The organism is Paenibacillus sp. JT22N15 (genome assembly GCF_059383755.1).
Genome location: NZ_JBXENV010000008.1, coordinates 327043 through 343838, shown reverse-complemented (window position 1 = coordinate 343838; position 16796 = coordinate 327043). Strand labels below are relative to the sequence as shown.

The following is a 16796-nucleotide window of genomic DNA, read 5'->3' as shown; positions in this document are numbered from 1 at the left end:
CTATCGACCTACAACTTTCTGTCCCGGCTCCAAGCCTTTCAAAATCTCGATTTGTGTCGCCGTTTGCTGTCCAACCTCAACGTCCACTTCACGTTTGCCGTCTGCATCAATGACTTGCACGTAGGTACGCGATCCAATAGAACGCAGTGTAGATGGCGGGATTACGATGACATTTTCCTTGCGCTTCGTAATAATGCTGATCGAAAGCGGGGTACCGCGAGTCAAGTTTTTAGGCAAATTTTTAATTTCCACCTGCATAAAATCTTCCGGCCGCTCTTTATCCGTATTATTTCCTGTGCCGCCGTTGCCTCCGTTATTGCCGCCATTAGAGGAATCCGTATTGGTCATCGGCATCATCTTCACCGTGCCTTTGAATTTGCCGCTATTGCTGATTTCCGCTACAATCGGCATGCCGACGACGATTTTGGCTATTTCATCCTTGGTCAGCTTCGCTGCCGGAATAAGCGTCGTCGTATCGGCTATGACCGCAATTGTGCTGTATGCTTTAATCGCTGCACCCTTCTCGACATTGAGTGAAACAACCGTGCCGCTAATCGGCGCTGTCAGCGTAGCCTTCGCAATGTCAGCCTCCTGATCGACCAGCGCCTGCTTCTTCTCTTCAAACAAAATCGATCTTTCTTCAAATTCTACCGGGTCCATCTCATCGCGCGTTCTCAGCGCTTCCTTCATCGCCGTCTCTTCCTTGCGGAAAGCCAGCTTATCCATGCGCAGCGCCTTCGTGAGGTCATCTACATCAAGCTGGCCAATGACCTCGCCTGCGGACACTTTATCGCCAACCTTGATGTTCAGCTCTTTCAGGTTTTTGCCATCCAGCGTGAAAAAGACAGGCTCCTCGCGGGATGATATCAATTTGCCGATTACGTTAACCTTCGTCTCCAGCGTATCTGTTGTTACCTCATACTCTGGCTTCTTGGAAATTTGGGGCGGTGCAATGGAAGGCAGTACTTCCTCTTCTTCTTCAGCAGGCAGCAAGGAGCAGCCGCTAGTTATTAACATGATTGCAGCAAGACTTATTATTGCGGGACGTTTAAATAAATTTCCCGTCAACCATTTCATAGACATGGTCGGCAACCTCCATAATAGTAGGATCATGTGTCGTCATACAAATCGTAACTTGTTCCGTGCGAATAATCGTTTTAAAAACACTCATAATTTGAGCTGCCATGTTTGAATCCAGCTCTGCGGTCGGCTCATCCGCCAGCAGCAATATCGGCTTGTGCGCAATCGCCTTCGCAATAGCTACGCGCTGCTGCTCGCCGCCGGACAGCTCGAAGGGCCGATGGTTCATCCTTTTCTCCAGGCCAACCAGCTCCAGGCAATGGTCCACCCGTTCCTTCCACGTCCCACGCGGAACGCCAGCCATCCTTAGCGACAGCTCGACATTTTCCTTCGCAGACAGCAGCGGCATCAAAGCGAACGCCTGAAAAATAAAACCCATTTCCTTGCGCCTGACAAGTGTACGCTTATCGTCGCTCAGCTTATGAAAGGGCCTGCCGTTAAACCAAATTTCGCCTTCAGTTGGTGTATCCAGTCCGCCCAGGCAGTTCAGCAGCGTCGTCTTCCCCGAGCCGGAACGGCCGCGAAGCATAACGAGCTGATTTTGCCGAAGGTCCATATTAATGCCTTTGAGCACGCGCAGCGGCGCGCCGCCAGCCTGAAATACCCGTTCAACATTCACAACGGAAAGCAGTTTTTCATTATGTACTTCTTTCTCTAGCTTTGGATCCTGCTTTTCTTCCTTCACTAGATCGGACTCTTGCACCGGTTGCTCATCCTTTTTTTTCTTGCTAAATATCATAGCTGATTTCTATACCTCCTCTTAAGCAGAGCGCCCTAGGATGACAATCAGGCTGCTCAATTAAAAAACCTTCATAATTCTCATCTTAACGTGTTAGACGAACGATTACAGCAAAAAGTTACAACAAAATCCGACGAATTCAAAATTTTTACTGAAGCTCAAAATAAACATAAAAAAACTCCAGCCTTCCGGATCGGAAAGACTGGAGCGCTGCTTATGCTAATTGCCAAACGCTTGCGGATTTTCGCGCCATGCTTTCAATTTCAGCATATCATCGCTCTGCACCTTGCCAAGCTCTACAGCTGCTTCGATAAGCTCGGAATAGTTCGACAGCGTTTCAAGCGGCATGTTCGCCTCGGCGAATGCCGAAGCTGCCTGCTCGAATTGGTAGGTGAAAATCGCCAGTACCGCCAGTACCTCGGCCCCTGCCTCGCGAACAGCAAGTCCCGCTTTCAGCGAGCTGCCTCCAGTTGAAATCAAATCTTCAATGACGACAACCTTTTGCCCTGGCTCAATGCGGCCTTCAATTTGGTTCTGCTTGCCATGGCCCTTCGCTTTATCGCGAATATAAGCCATCGGCAGTCCAAGCTTATGCGCGACCCAAGCCGCATGGGGAATACCCGCAGTCGAGGTGCCCGCAATGACTTCCACATCTGGATAACGCTCGCGAATGACAGCAGCAAAGCCATCAGCAACAAGCTCGCGAATAGCCGGGTAAGACATCGTTAGACGATTGTCGCAATAAATCGGCGACTTAAGACCTGAAGTCCACGTAAATGGCTCATTTGGGCTAAGGGCTACTGCTCCGATTTCGAGCAGGCTGGCAGCAATCGTTTTAGGCAATTCTGAAAGTTTAACTTGGCTCATCTTAAATCAGCTCCTCAATAATCGCTTCTAATACTGCTCTTGAATTTGCGGCAGCCGTGATCGGCCGACCAATAACCATATAATCTGTACCTTGCTTTAACGCTTCTGCTGGTGTCATAATGCGCGATTGGTCGCCCACATCGGCACCTTTCGGGCGAATGCCCGGCGTTACCGTCTGGAAGGAAGCGCCGCATGCCTGCTTGATGGCCTGCACTTCAGCAGGGGATGCCACTACGCCATTCAGACCCGCAGCGCGGGCAAGCTCTGCATACCTAAGAACAGCCTGCTCCACCGTTCCAGCAATGCCAATTTGCTCGTTGAGCATCGCTTGGTTGGTGCTGGTCAGCTGGGTCACTGCAATGATGCTTGGCTTATTTTGTCCAACAGCAAGCGCTGCTTCCATGCCTTCGACCGCTGCCGCAAGCATTGCGCTTCCGCCAGCAGCATGGACATTGAACATGTCGACGCCGAGCCGGGTCACACTGCCTGAGCCGCCTTTGACCGTGTTCGGAATATCATGCATCTTCACATCAAGGAATACAAGGTAGCCCCGCTCCTTAAGTCCCGTTATGAACGCAGGACCCGCAGCATAAAACAGCTGCATGCCCACCTTCATATAACAGGGGATACCTTCCAGTTCATTCAATAAGCGCTCGGCAGAAGCCGCGTCCGCATAATCGAGCGCAACCATAATTTTTCCGGCTGCCTGTTCCCGTTCCCGTGTCAAACCCATCGTTAACCGTCCCCTTTGCCGTGTTTTTGCGAAATATGCGCATTAAAAAGGCCATCCGCCGGGCCACGCGCACCCGCAAAAGCAAAGCCATTTGCGGGCCGCAGGCAATCGGCGCTGGCCGTGCTTGCTAAAACTTATTTGTGCAGCAGTGTTGGCATCGAACGCGAGGAGAAGTTGATGGTCTCCATCATCCGCAGCAAGGCGCGAACCGTATCAAGCGACGTCATACATACAACGCCGTTCTCAACCGCTTCACGACGAATACGGAAGCCGTCGCGCTCAGGCGTTTTGCCTTTTGTCAGCGTATTGAAGACGAACTGTGCTTTGCCTTCACGGATCAGATCAAGAATGTTCGGCGATCCTTCGCTAAGCTTGTTCACTGTCGTTACCGTCATGCCCGCTTCTTCAAGCATAGCTGCCGTACCGCCAGTTGCAATGATTTTGTAGCCAATGCTGTAGAAGCCACGAAGCAATTCGAGCGCTTCTTCTTTATCTTTATCCGCAACGGTCGCAATGATCGAGCCCGTTGTCGGGATTTTCATGCCTGCGCCTAGCAATCCTTTGTACAAGGCTTTCGCATATTGCACATCGCGTCCCATAACCTCACCCGTCGATTTCATCTCCGGTGTCAAGGTAGGGTCAACACGGCGCAGCTTCGCGAACGAGAAGACCGGAACTTTAACCGATACATACTCGTCTTCAGGCCACAGTCCGTCTTTATGGCCCAGGTCAGCCAGCTTCGTGCCAAGAATCGCTTGTGTCGCAAGGTTCGCCATTTGCAAGTTTGTTACTTTGCTCAGGAATGGAACCGTACGCGACGAACGCGGATTTACTTCAATGACATACACGATCTCGTTATGAATTACGAACTGGATGTTAACCAAGCCGATTACGTTCAGCGCCTTGGATACTTTGATCGTAATGTCGACGATTTGCTCCTTCACGCTGTCAGACAACGATTGCGGCGGATACACAGCAATCGAGTCGCCGGAGTGAACGCCTGCGCGCTCAATATGCTCCATGATGCCCGGGATCAATACGGTGTCGCCATCACAGATCGCGTCCACTTCCGCTTCCATGCCAAGCATATAACGGTCGATGAGGACAGGATGCTCTGGATTGATTTTTACCGCTACTTCCATGTAGCTCAGCAAATCTTCATCCGAATATACGATTTCCATTGCGCGGCCGCCCAAAACGTACGATGGACGAACGAGTACAGGGTATCCGAGCTTTTGTGCCGTTGCTACTGCTTCGCCAACCGAGGTTACAGTGCTGCCTTCTGGCTGAGCCACGTTCAAGCCGCGAAGCAAAGCTTCGAACTTTTTGCGATCCTCTGCCATATCGATGCTTTCCAGGCTGGAGCCGAGAATTTTCACGCCAGCTTTGGACAGCGGAGCTGCGAGGTTAATCGCCGTTTGGCCACCGAACTGCACGATTACGCCGATTGGCTTCTCTTGCTCAATAACGTTCATGACATCTTCAAGGAATAAAGGCTCAAAGTACAGGCGGTCCGATGTGCTGAAATCGGTCGATACCGTCTCTGGGTTGTTGTTGATGATAACCGCTTCATAGCCAGCCTTCTGAATCGCCCACACCGCATGAACCGTCGAATAGTCAAACTCAATGCCTTGTCCGATCCGAATTGGGCCAGAGCCGAGTACAAGCACTTTCTCTTTCGTCGAAGGCGCTACTTCGTTCTCTACCTCGTAAGTTGAATAGTAGTAAGGCGTGCTCGCTTCAAACTCAGCGGCGCAAGTATCAACCATTTTGTATACAGGTACGATATCAAGCTCTTTACGATAAGTACGAATATCATGCTCATTCGTGTGACTGCCATTCGGATTGCCTTCTTTGCGAAGCTCAGCGATCGAACGGTCGGAGAAGCCTTTGCGCTTCGCCTGGTACAGCGTTTCACGGGAAAGCGTCGCTTCCTGGCGGATTTTATCCTCGAATGCTACGATGCCTTCGATTTTGTCCAGGAACCACCAGTCAATGTTCGTCAGATCTTGAATTTCCTGCAAAGCATAACCACGACGGAACGCTTCGCCTACAAGGAACATGCGCTCATCATCCGGTTTTTGAAGGCGTGCGCGCAGCACATCATCGCTGAGGTCTACTGCTTCCTTCAAGTGGATGCGATGCGTGCCGATTTCAAGCGAACGAACCGCTTTATGAATCGACTCCTCGAAAGTACGGCCAATCGCCATAACTTCGCCTGTCGCTTTCATTTGCGTGCCGAGCTTGCGGTTCGCATTCACGAACTTGTCAAACGGCCAGCGCGGAATTTTCGATACGATGTAATCCAGCGTAGGCTCAAAGCAAGCATACGTTTGGCCGGTTACTGGGTTCACGATTTCATCAAGCGTGTAGCCAATTGCGATTTTAGCAGCCATTTTAGCAATCGGGTAGCCTGTCGCTTTGGAAGCCAGCGCCGAAGAGCGGCTGACGCGCGGGTTAACTTCGATTACATAATATTGGAAGCTTTGTGGATCAAGCGCAAACTGTACGTTACAGCCGCCTTCGATGTTCAAAGCGCGAATGATTTTAAGCGAAGCGGAACGAAGCATTTGATACTCGCGGTCCGACAGCGTTTGGCTAGGCGCTACTACGATACTGTCGCCAGTATGTACGCCAACCGGGTCAAAGTTTTCCATGTTGCAGACAACGATACAGTTGTCATTCGCATCACGCATAACTTCGTATTCAACTTCCTTCAAGCCGGCAATCGATTTTTCGATCAAGCATTGGCCGATTGGGCTGTAACGGATACCCGAGGCAACCGTTTCTAGCAATTCTTCTTCGTTTGCGCAAATACCGCCGCCTGTACCGCCAAGCGTGTAGGCAGGACGAACGATAATCGGGTAGCCGATTTCATTGGCAAAAGCAACTGCTGCTTCAACTGTCGTTACGATGTCGCTCTCTGGTACCGGCTGCTCCAGCTCGCGCATCAGCTCGCGGAACAAATCGCGGTCTTCGGCTTTCTCGATAGCTGTCAGCTGTGTGCCAAGAAGCTGTACATTTTCTGCTTCCAATACGCCAGCACGCGCCAGTTCAACCGCCATGTTGAGGCCTGTTTGGCCGCCAAGCGTCGGCAGCAAACCATCTGGACGCTCCTGACGAATGATTTGCGATACAAATTCAAGCGTAATCGGCTCGATATATACTTTATCAGCCATGTTTGTGTCTGTCATAATGGTAGCCGGGTTGCTGTTAATCAATACAACCTCATAGCCTTCTTCCATAAGCGCCTGGCAAGCTTGCGTGCCGGCATAGTCGAATTCAGCGGCTTGGCCGATTACAATCGGGCCGGAGCCGATGACGAGAATTTTTTTGAGTTTATTATTTTTGGGCATACTGAAGCTCCCCTTTCACTTTCAACGTTTCCGCGAGTACGACTTGGCGACGCTTTTGCGGGTTATTTAATTTATGTGTGCGAATCATACTCAGGAATTCGTCAAACAGATAGCTGGAATCATACGGTCCTGGAGCAGCTTCCGGGTGGTATTGCACCGAAAATGCAGGATGCGTATTATGCTTCAGCCCTTCAATTGTGCGGTCATTGTTGTTAATATGCGTTACAATCAGACCGGAGTTCGCAATCGAATCTTCCATTACAGTGTAGCCATGGTTCTGGGAAGTAATATAGCAGCGGTTCGTCGCTAGTTCCTTCACCGGGTGGTTTCCGCCGCGGTGGCCGAATTTAAGCTTCGTTGTATCAGCGCCGCAAGCAAGTGCAAACAACTGGTGTCCAAGGCAAATACCGAAGATCGGGAACTCGCCGAGCAGCTCGGAAATCATTTTAACCGCATGTGGAACGTCTTTCGGGTCCCCAGGGCCATTGGACAGCTGAATGCCATCCGGTGCCAGGCGGCGAATTTCTTCTGCAGTCGTGTCATGAGGCACAACGACGACGTCGCAGCCGCGTTTAGTCAGCTCGCGCAAAATGCCGCTTTTTGCACCAAAGTCTACGAGCACAATACGCTCGCCATTGCCTGGGCTGGAAAATACATGCTTCGTCGATGTACGAGCTACTTGATCCGTCATTAGTGTGGACAAGCCAAGGCGCTCTTGCAGCTCCTCAATGCGCTCGTTGCCAGTTGTAAGCAGGCCTCTCATCGTGCCGTGGTGACGCAAAATCCGCGTCAGCATGCGCGTGTCGATTTCGCTGATGCCCGGAATGCCATATTCCTTAAGCAGTTGCTCAAGCGAATATTGGGCGCGCCAGTTGCTCGGCACCGGCTCATTGCGGCGCACGACAAAACCGTGGATATACGGGCGAATCGACTCAAAGTCATCGCGAGAAATGCCATAGTTGCCGATAAGTGGATAAGTCATCGTCACGATTTGTCCACAATAGGATGGATCCGACAATACTTCCTGATAGCCAGTAATACCTGTATTAAAAACAACCTCACCCATCGTTTGCACTTCTGCGCCGAAGGATAGTCCTGTAAACAATGTTCCATCTTCCAATAATAATCTCGCTTGCATCCGTCTCACTCCTCAGGTCTACGTATTCCTATATGTCAATTAGCATATCCAAGTTAACGTTCTTATGCTTGCTCCGACCACACAACCGCACCATTTACAATCGTCGCTACCGGCCAGCCTTGCAGCTTCCAGCCGCCGAAAGGCGTGTTGTTGCTGCGCGAGGCAAAGGTTGCCGGATCAACTGCACGTTCGCTGTCAAGATCCACAATCGTCAGATCAGCTGGCGCACCTGCTGCCAGGCGGCCTGTCTCCAGCTTGAACACCCGTGCCGGGTCAGCCGTCATACGGTCCAGCAGGAAGCCAAGCGTCCATTTGCCGGTTTTAACAAACTGCGTGTACAGCAGCGGGAAAGCTGTCTCAAAGCCGACGATTCCGAACGGCGCAAGCTGCATGCCGCGCGCTTTCTCTTCCGCGCTATGCGGCGCATGATCCGTTACGATCATGTCGATCGTGCCGTCTTCCAGCGCTTCGATAACCGCAGCCACATCGCGCGGCGTGCGCAGCGGAGGATTCATTTTCCAATTGGCGTCAAAGCCTGGAATATCCTCGTCCGACAGTACCAGATGATGCGGGCAAACCTCAGCGGTTACGTTGACGCCGATTTGCTTGCCAAGGCGGATCAGCCTTACCGATTGCTCCGTGCTGACGTGGCAGACATGATAATGAACGCCTGTCGCTTCAGCGAGCAAAATGTCGCGGCCGACATGAATCGCTTCCGATTCATTCGGAATGCCTTTCAGTCCGTTCTCGCGGGAGAACTTGCCTTCCGAGACGAACAGTCCCTCAACCAGCGTATTGTCCTCACAGTGTGCAATGACCGGCATGTCTAGCGACTTTGCCAGCGCCATCGCATCCTTCATCATTTGCGCGCTTTGTACGCCGACACCATCGTCGGTAAAGCCAATTGTGCCAGCCGCTTTCAGCGCTGCGAAATCCGTCAGCTCGCGGCCGAGCTGATTTTTAGAAATTGCGGCGTAAGGGAGGACGCGAACGACGCCTTCCTTCGCATTTTTGTCCAAAATATAGTTGATCGTTTCAGGTGTATCTGTCACTGGACGAGTGTTCGGCATGCAGGCGATTGTTGTAAAACCGCCTTTCGCTGCTGAACGCGTCCCTGTTGCGATATCTTCTTTATATTCGAAGCCAGGATCGCGCAAATGCACGTGCATATCGATGAAGCCGGCTGATACGAGCTTGCCCTCTGCGTCAATTACTTCTGCTGATCCTGTGTCTGGCACTGTTTCGCCGCTTGCAAGCTCGGCGATTTTGCCATCCTCAATTCGAATATGCTGCTTCACTAGGCCGCTTGCAGCTGTATCCCATACGCTGCCGTTAATAATCCATAATGACATTATCCGTTCACCCTCCCGATTTCATCTAAAAGTTAGTTCAAAGCCCGTTCTATGACGGCCATTCTGACCGGAACCCCGTGCTCCATCTGCTTAAAAATCCGGGACTTGGCATGCTCGACAAGCTCATCGTCAATTTCAACATTGCGGTTGATCGGCGCCGGGTGCATAATAATCGCGTGATCCGCCATTGCCTCGCTGCGCTCCACCGTCAATCCAAACTGCTCGCGGTAGCTTTCAGCCGAGCTCAGCATGCCGCTTTCGTGACGCTCCAGCTGTACCCGCAGCATCATCACGACATCGGATTTCAGCGCTTCCTCCATCGTTACATAACGGGCATCAAGCTCAGCGGCCTGCAAGTTCGCAGGAGCGCAAAACTTCACTGTAGCCCCCAGCTTTTGCAGAGCGTATAAGTTCGAACGCGCTACGCGGCTGTGCAAGATGTCTCCGATAATCGAGACGGTCAATCCTTTAATTGCGCCAAATTGCTTGCGCATCGTATATAAATCAAGCAGCGCCTGCGTCGGATGCTCGTTGTTGCCATCGCCCGCGTTAATCAGCGGCACTTTAATTTTCGTAGCCAGTTCGGCTAGCAAGCCAATCGGCTTGAGCCGGATAATGCCGACGTCTATGCCCATCGACTCCAAGGTGCGAACGGTATCATATACCGACTCGCCCTTCTGCACACTCGATACGGCTGCTGAGAAGTTCAGCACTTCCGCTCCAAGCCGCTTCTCCGCTACCTCGAAGGAGAAGCGTGTGCGCGTGCTGTTCTCGAAAAACATATTCGCTGCGAACTTGCCCTGCAGCACATTCTGCACTTTCGTCTCCTGCTGCTCCCAATGAGCGGCACGATCCAGTATGGCGATAATTTCCTCTGCGTCAAGCTCCTTCAAACCAAGCAAACTGCGCTGTTTGAGCTGTAAAAGTGTCATTTAGGCTTGCCCCCTCTGATGAATAATTTTCACCTGGTCTAAGGAATCAATCTCGGTTAACGTAACGGAGATTTGCTCTTGTTTGGAGGATGGCACATTTTTGCCTACAAAATCCGGTCTAATCGGCAATTCCCGATGACCACGGTCAACCAGCACAGCAAGCTGAATGCTTTGCGGCCTGCCGCAATCCATTACCGCATCCATCGCAGCGCGAATCGTCCGGCCGGTATACAGCACATCGTCGAACAAAATAATGTTGCGGTCCTGTACGACCGACAGTTCGACATCAATTTCGCCGATTATGCCTGCTTCCATCTCGGTGCGGCTGCCTGGCGCCTTGCCGTCATCGCGATAGCGGGTAATATCCAGTTCCTTCACTAAAACAGGCTTGCCTTCAATTTCCTGTATGCGCTCTGCAATTCTTCGAGCTAAATAAACGCCTCTTGTCCGAATGCCGACCAGTGTACAGTTGTCAATTCCTTTGTTCTTCTCCACGATCTCGTGGGCGATGCGGGTCAGTGCCCGGCGAATGGCTGCATCATCCATAATGACCAAGTGCTCTTCTTCCACCGTTACGTTACCTCCCATCCTAGCGCAGGTTGAACTGCCAACTCTCATCAAGGCGCTTCACAAGCGTAAACGGCTTAGGCTTAAGCCGTCTTCTGGCGGCAAAGCTACCGTTTCGCGATGAAATATAAGCCCATTATAAGTGTGTAACTTATAAATGCTTATATTTGAAAAAAGACTCCTTGCGTATTCGCAAGGAGCCCATGATTAACCGCTAAGGATTCCATCCATCCCCGCCAACCTTATGAGTTGCGGAAGATGAGGAGTTTCTTGTCCCCAGCTTAATTAATCAACTATTCACGCTACCTTGCCAGCCTCACAGGACTGAGTTAAAGGTACAACTTTATACCAAAGGAATTATCCCACGTTCGACATAAGATGTCAAGTGGCAGCAGCCTTAAACACGATCTGCCCACCTTGTGCTGGATGTTTATCATATTTATGGCAATCTGTTGGCATACTAACCAGCAACTACGGACATTTTGCAAGCAGGAGGGAACAAGATGCAGTCGCACGTATCACGGCCACATGAAAAAGTCAGCCTGCCCGCTTCACTCGATGCGTGCATCCAGCATATTCAAACTGAAATCGGCGGCAGCTCGGATCTCGTCGTCAAACGGTTCTCCTGCCTGCATCTGTGGCCTGGCGCTCTCGTTTATATTGAAGGCATGATTGATATTCAAATGCTTCATCAGTCGGTATTGGGCTCACTTATGGGCTATGCGAATGAGCACACGCCAAAGTTTGACGATCCGAATGATCGCTTAACTCATGTGAAAGAGGATGTATTAATCGCCGGAAACACCGATTATATCGATGAGATGGAGCTTCTGTTCCATCGCCTGCTGTCCGGCGCCATTGTATTGCTCCTGGATAACAGCATGCAAGCCATTAGCATTAGCGCGGCTGGTTGGGAAGACCGCAGTATAACCGAACCACAATCGCAATCAGTCGTTCGCGGGCCTATGGAAGCTTTTACAGAAAATCTGCGTACGAACACCACTTTAATCCGCAGAAGAATTAAAGATTCTCAGCTCTGGTTGGAAACGCGGCAAATCGGAAAACTAACAAAAACATCCGTTGCTCTTATGTACATGAAACATCTGGTTGATAAAGGTGTAATCGAAGAGGTGCGGCGCCGGCTGGATGATATTGATATCGACAGCATTTTGGAAAGCGGCTATATTGAGGAACTGATTCAGGACGTTACACTGACACCTTTTCCCACGATCTACAACAGCGAGCGCCCTGATACGGTCGCTGCCGGACTGCTGGAAGGTCGGGTTGCCATTATCGTCGATGGCACTCCGTTCGTCATGCTTGTCCCTTCACTGTTCGTCCATTTCTTCCAATCGCCCGAGGACTATTACCAGCGCGCAGATATCAGCTCCCTGTTGCGGCTCATTCGCTATTTATCGTTTTTTATCGCCATGCTTGCGCCCTCCTTCTATATCGCCATTACGACTTTTCATCAGGAAATGCTGCCGACCAGCCTGCTCATTAATCTCGCAGCACAGCGCGAGGGCGTACCGTTCCCTGCGTTCATCGAAGCCGTCCTTATGGAGCTTACCTATGAAATTCTGCGCGAAGCGGGCGTACGCATACCTAAGACGGTAGGCCAGGCAGTATCCATCGTTGGCACGCTCGTTATCGGACAGGCAGCTGTAGACGCTGGCGTCGTATCGGCAGCGATGGTCATTATCGTCTCGATTACCGCCATATCGAGCTACGTCATTCCCGAAAACGGCATGTCGATCGCCGTACGGATTTTGCGTTTTTTGCTCATGATTCTAGCGGCAACGTTCGGATTTTTCGGCATTTTGCTCGGAATGCTGGCCATTTTGCTTCATTTGACGAATTTGCGTTCGTTTGGTGCAGCATACATGAGCCCATTCGGCCCATTCGTAGCTTCAGATATAAAAGATTCACTGTTTCGTATGCCATGGACGCATATGATGAATCGACCATACTCCAATGGCAATGGACAGAAAAAAAGGCAAAAGAAACGTACGAAACGCTTATAAGGAAGGGGACGCCGCATGAAAAGAACAGGTATTTCCTTGTTGGCTGCCGCTTTAATTTTGCTGTTGATAACCGGCTGCTGGGACCGTCAGGAAATGAACGAACTTGGCATCGTTCTTGCTATGGCGATCGATAAGGGAAAGAACAATATGCTGGAAGTATCCTGCCAGATCGTCGTCCCATCGGAAGTAGCATCCAATTCCGGAAAAAGCACGACAACGCCCGTAACGCTGTACCAAGCGAGCGCGCCCACCGTCCTCGAAGCGATTAATAAAATGAGCCTGATTAACCCACGGATTAGCTATATGTCCCATATTCGCGTACTTATTTTCAGCGAAGCGGTCGCTAGAATGGGCATTGCCGATGAGTTGGAAACTTTTTTGCGGCATCCGGAAATCCGGCCAGACTATTATGTGATGATTGCACGCCATTCGAAAGCTTCGGAAATTTTGAATATTTTAACCCCGCTGGAAACCATTCCAGCCAATAACCTGTTCCTTTCCCTGCAAAATTCCGCAAAAACATGGGCACCTACTATTACTACCGCCTCTGACGATTTATTGGAGAAAATGATTAGCGACGGAGTGGAGCCTGTACTGACTGGCGTCCAAATTATAGGTGATAAGCAGCACGGTGGAAATAAGGATAATTTGACGACAATTAAGCCCGCAGCGAATTTGACGTATACTGGCATGGCAGTGCTCAAGAAGGACAGGCTGCTTGGCTGGATGAACGAGCAGGAAAGCAAAGGCTATAACTATATTACAAACAATATAAAAAGTACGACGGGAAACTTACCTTGCCCGGACCATAAAGACAAGCTAAACATCAAGGTACTGCGCAGCCAGACCGATGTTACCTCCAAAATTGTAGACGGAAAGCCGGTTATCCACATTAAAGTCAACAATATGTCCAGCATCATGGGAGATGCTTGTACCGTGCCAATCTCTAGTCAGGATGACCTCAAAATCATTGAGAAGGAGGGCAGCGAAAAAATCGAAATGTTTATGAAAGAATCTGTAAAAACTGTTCAAAAGCGTTTTAAATCCGACATTTTTGGATTTGGTCTGAATATTAGCCGAAATAATCCCAAGCAGTGGGCGCAATTACGCGATCATTGGGATGAGGAGTTCCCAAGACTGAAGATAGAATACGAAGTTCATGTTCAACTGCGAGGGGTCGGCATGCTCGACGATTCTATTTTACAGGATATAAAGGAGTAAACCAATGTCACTGCCAACGCTCATTGTATTATGTGTCGCTATTTCCTTCGGGATGATTCAAATGCCCGCTTTAATCAAAAAAAAGCTGAAACGAGAGGCTTTTGCTTATTTTCTGCTGCTCAGTGCCGGAACCACCTTCAGCATTTACGCAGCAAATGTGCAGCCTGTGCCAAGCCCGCTTAATGCGTTAATTACGATTTATGAGCCCGTAAATCAATTTTTCGATCGAATGTTCCGACCTTAAACTATGAAGGGAGCCACTATGCCATGCTGGAAAAAGGAAGAATTAGCGCAAGACAGCTGGCCGTGCTTGTTTTTTTAGCCGCTGTTGGCGATATGATCTTGATCATACCTGCTATTATTGCGGGCTACGCGCAGCAGGATGGGTGGATCGCCGCCCTGTTCGGCATACCTATCGGGTTGCTTATTCTTTGGCTGATTCTCCATTTGAGCAGCTTTTACCCAAAGCTCAATCTAGTTCAAATCAATGACCGTATTCTCGGAAAATGGCTGGGGGCGCTGCTCAGCTGCGCCTATTTGCTCTTTTTCCTGCTGGCTGGCTCAACCTTCATCCGTGAGGTTGGAGACTTTTTGACAACTCAGCTGTTCCTGAGTACACCTATTCGCTACATCCATCTCTTGTTCGTGCTGATCCTCATGTGGGGCGTATGGAATGGCATTGAGTCGATTGCCCGAAGCGCCGAAATCTTGCTGCCACTGTTTATTTTTATTTGTTTAGCTTTAATTGTCTGTCTGATCCCGCAAATGGATTTAGAACGGTTAAAGCCCTATTTTGGCTCGGAAGGGCCGTCATTCGCTCATGCTACGATGATGTTCAGCGTTTATCCGTTCGGGGAATTATGCTCCTTTCTCATGATTTTCCCCTATGCCTCCAAACCAGCTCATCGAAACAAGGATGTGCTTATCTCGGCCTTATGCGCTTCACTGCTGCTTTTCCTGCTCGTGTTTATTTCCTTGACGGTTCTCGGCGCTTATTTTACCGAGCATAATATTTATTCGACTTATGTGCTGACGCAAAAAATCAATATCGGGGCTTTTCTTCAGCGTATTGAAGCTTTAATAGCTACTGCCTGGGTCATTTCAACCTTCTTCAAAACCGTGCTTTATTTTTACGCCTTCTCGATCGGAACGGCGCAGCTGCTGAGGCTCTCTACCTTCAAACCGCTCATCGTTCCAACCTCCTTCCTCATGTTTGGTCTGGCCATGATGATTGCACCCAATCTTTTGTATTATGTCAAAACGATTGTTCCCTACTGGATCGACTGGGATTTCACCCATGGCTTTATACTTCCGGCACTGCTCGTTTCCATCTATTATATGAAGAAAAAATTCAAGAAAAAAAGCTCCGCAACCTGAGGTTGCGAAGCTTTTTTGTCTTATGGCATATGTTATGCAAGCCATTTATCCGTGTGGCTTACAGCGACATTTTGCGAATACGTTCAACCGCTTTTTCCGTATTTTCACGGCTGCCAAATGCAGTCAGGCGGAAGTAGCCTTGGCCGCTTTGTCCGAAGCCGACGCCCGGCGTACCCACAATGTTCGCTTCCGAAAGCAACTTGTCGAAGAAGGCCCATGAATCGAGGCCGTTTGGTGTTTTCAGCCAAATGTACGGCGCGTTAACGCCGCCAAATACTTCAAGACCAATCGAAGCAAGACCGTCACGAATGATTTTCGCATTCGTCATGTAGTAGTCCACCAGTGCTTTAATCTGCTCTTTGCCTTCTGGCGAGTAGATTGCTGCTGCGCCGCGCTGAGTGACGTAAGACACACCGTTGAATTTCGTCGTGTGACGACGGTTCCACAGATCATTGATCAATACTTCCTTGCCGTTGTCATCGAAGCCTTTCAGCTCGCGTGGAACGACGGTGTAAGCACAACGAACGCCTGTGAAGCCTGCTGTTTTGGAGAAGCTGCGGAATTCGATTGCAACTTCCTTCGCGCCTTCGATTTCATAAATGCTATGCGGCACATCCGATTCTTGAATAAAAGCTTCATAAGCCGAATCGTACAAAATGATGCAATTGTTGCTTTTTGCGTAGTCAACCCATTTTTGCAATTCCTCACGGGAAAGCGTCATGCCCGTCGGATTGTTCGGGTAGCATAGGTAAATCAGATCCACCTTGCGGTCTGGCAGGCTTGGCGTAAAGTTGTTTTCCGCTGTGCACTCTAGGTAAACGATATTTTCATAACGCTTCGAATCTGTATTGTATTTGCCAGAGCGTCCAGCCATAACATTCGTGTCCACATAAACCGGGTACACCGGATCTTGAACCGCTACGATGCTGTTTTGGCTAAAAATCTCCTGAATGTTGCCGACGTCGCATTTTGAGCCATCGCTCAAAAACACTTCGTTCGTTTGAATATCGACGCCGCGTGCTTTGTAATCATTCTCGATAATGGCGTTAATCAAGAAGTCATACCCTTGCTCCGGGCCGTATCCGCGGAATGAGCCTGGTACAGCCAGCTCGTCCACAGCTTCGTGCATCGCTTTAACAACCGCTTCCGGCAACCCCCGCGTAACGTCGCCAATCCCTAAGCTAATAATTTCGGCATTCGGGTTTTCTTTAATAAACTGGGTGCGACGCTTTGCAATCTCGGAAAATAAATAGCTGCCTTGCAGCTCCTGGTAATTATGATTAATGTTCGTCATTATTTATCACCAATCCTTTAACTACTAGAATAGCTTACTTTTCCCCGAGACTTAATAAAGGATTTGCCCAAAAGTTTGTATTTTCGCGATACTGCTCCGCCAAGTGCAAGGACACT

Annotated in this window: 14 protein-coding genes; 4 read left to right on the top strand and 10 right to left on the bottom strand. The window is 49.9% G+C overall.

Going from position 1 to position 16796, the window contains the following annotated elements; translation table 11 throughout:
• The 9 genes from AC50X8_RS18130 to pyrR all read right to left on the bottom strand — a co-directional run bounded on the left by AC50X8_RS18130 (position 1) and on the right by pyrR (position 10743).
• On the bottom strand, positions 1 to 1083 hold the full coding sequence (locus AC50X8_RS18130; RefSeq protein WP_494861736.1) for an efflux RND transporter periplasmic adaptor subunit: 1083 nt from the start codon (positions 1081 to 1083) through the stop codon (positions 1 to 3).
• Complete coding sequence (locus tag AC50X8_RS18125) at positions 1049 to 1819, bottom strand: ABC transporter ATP-binding protein (protein WP_494880725.1); 771 nt, start codon at positions 1817 to 1819, stop codon at positions 1049 to 1051. Before AC50X8_RS18125 ends, AC50X8_RS18130 begins: the two co-directional genes overlap by 35 nt.
• 219 nt (positions 1820 to 2038) lie before the next feature.
• Positions 2039 to 2686: an orotate phosphoribosyltransferase gene (gene pyrE, locus AC50X8_RS18120; protein ID WP_056041577.1), complete on the bottom strand. Its 648-nt coding sequence runs from the start codon at positions 2684 to 2686 to the stop codon at positions 2039 to 2041.
• Between the two features lies 1 nt (position 2687).
• Positions 2688 to 3419 (bottom strand): orotidine-5'-phosphate decarboxylase, encoded by a 732-nt coding sequence (gene pyrF / locus AC50X8_RS18115; protein WP_056041578.1) that lies wholly within the window; start codon positions 3417 to 3419, stop codon positions 2688 to 2690.
• Positions 3420 to 3553: 134 nt separating this feature from the next.
• Positions 3554 to 6775 carry a carbamoyl-phosphate synthase large subunit gene (gene carB / locus AC50X8_RS18110; protein WP_056041580.1) on the bottom strand — a complete coding sequence of 1074 codons (3222 nt, stop codon included), beginning with the start codon at positions 6773 to 6775 and terminating at the stop codon, positions 3554 to 3556.
• The gene (locus tag AC50X8_RS18105) at positions 6762 to 7913 is read right to left on the bottom strand and encodes a carbamoyl phosphate synthase small subunit (protein WP_494880723.1); all 1152 of its coding nucleotides are present in this window, start codon (positions 7911 to 7913) and stop codon (positions 6762 to 6764) included. The genes carB and AC50X8_RS18105 overlap by 14 nt, the downstream gene beginning before the upstream one ends.
• 62 nt (positions 7914 to 7975) lie before the next feature.
• The gene (gene pyrC / locus AC50X8_RS18100) at positions 7976 to 9265 is read right to left on the bottom strand and encodes a dihydroorotase (RefSeq protein WP_494861741.1); all 1290 of its coding nucleotides are present in this window, start codon (positions 9263 to 9265) and stop codon (positions 7976 to 7978) included.
• A 32-nt stretch (positions 9266 to 9297) separates the two neighbouring features.
• Complete coding sequence (locus AC50X8_RS18095) at positions 9298 to 10197, bottom strand: aspartate carbamoyltransferase catalytic subunit (protein WP_056041586.1); 900 nt, start codon at positions 10195 to 10197, stop codon at positions 9298 to 9300.
• Positions 10198 to 10743 carry a bifunctional pyr operon transcriptional regulator/uracil phosphoribosyltransferase PyrR gene (gene pyrR, locus AC50X8_RS18090; RefSeq protein WP_442952562.1) on the bottom strand — a complete coding sequence of 182 codons (546 nt, stop codon included), beginning with the start codon at positions 10741 to 10743 and terminating at the stop codon, positions 10198 to 10200.
• Between the two features lie 524 nt (positions 10744 to 11267).
• Between pyrR and AC50X8_RS18085 the strand changes: the two genes are divergently transcribed.
• Genes AC50X8_RS18085 through AC50X8_RS18070 form a run of 4 tightly spaced genes read left to right on the top strand, consistent with a single transcriptional unit; the run spans position 11268 to position 15386 of the window.
• Positions 11268 to 12788, top strand: a complete 1521-nt coding sequence (locus AC50X8_RS18085) for a spore germination protein (protein WP_056041592.1) — start codon at positions 11268 to 11270, stop codon at positions 12786 to 12788.
• 15 nt (positions 12789 to 12803) lie between these two features.
• Positions 12804 to 14009: a Ger(x)C family spore germination protein gene (locus AC50X8_RS18080; protein WP_056041594.1), complete on the top strand. Its 1206-nt coding sequence runs from the start codon at positions 12804 to 12806 to the stop codon at positions 14007 to 14009.
• Positions 14010 to 14013: 4 nt separating this feature from the next.
• Positions 14014 to 14253 (top strand): hypothetical protein, encoded by a 240-nt coding sequence (locus AC50X8_RS18075; protein ID WP_056041597.1) that lies wholly within the window; start codon positions 14014 to 14016, stop codon positions 14251 to 14253.
• Positions 14254 to 14276: 23 nt separating this feature from the next.
• Positions 14277 to 15386, top strand: a complete 1110-nt coding sequence (locus tag AC50X8_RS18070; protein ID WP_056041599.1) for a GerAB/ArcD/ProY family transporter — start codon at positions 14277 to 14279, stop codon at positions 15384 to 15386.
• 58 nt (positions 15387 to 15444) lie between these two features.
• Here AC50X8_RS18070 and AC50X8_RS18065 read toward each other — a convergent pair whose 3' ends face one another.
• Positions 15445 to 16680: an LL-diaminopimelate aminotransferase gene (locus tag AC50X8_RS18065; protein ID WP_056041601.1), complete on the bottom strand. Its 1236-nt coding sequence runs from the start codon at positions 16678 to 16680 to the stop codon at positions 15445 to 15447.
• Between the last annotated feature and the right edge of the window lie 116 nt (positions 16681 to 16796).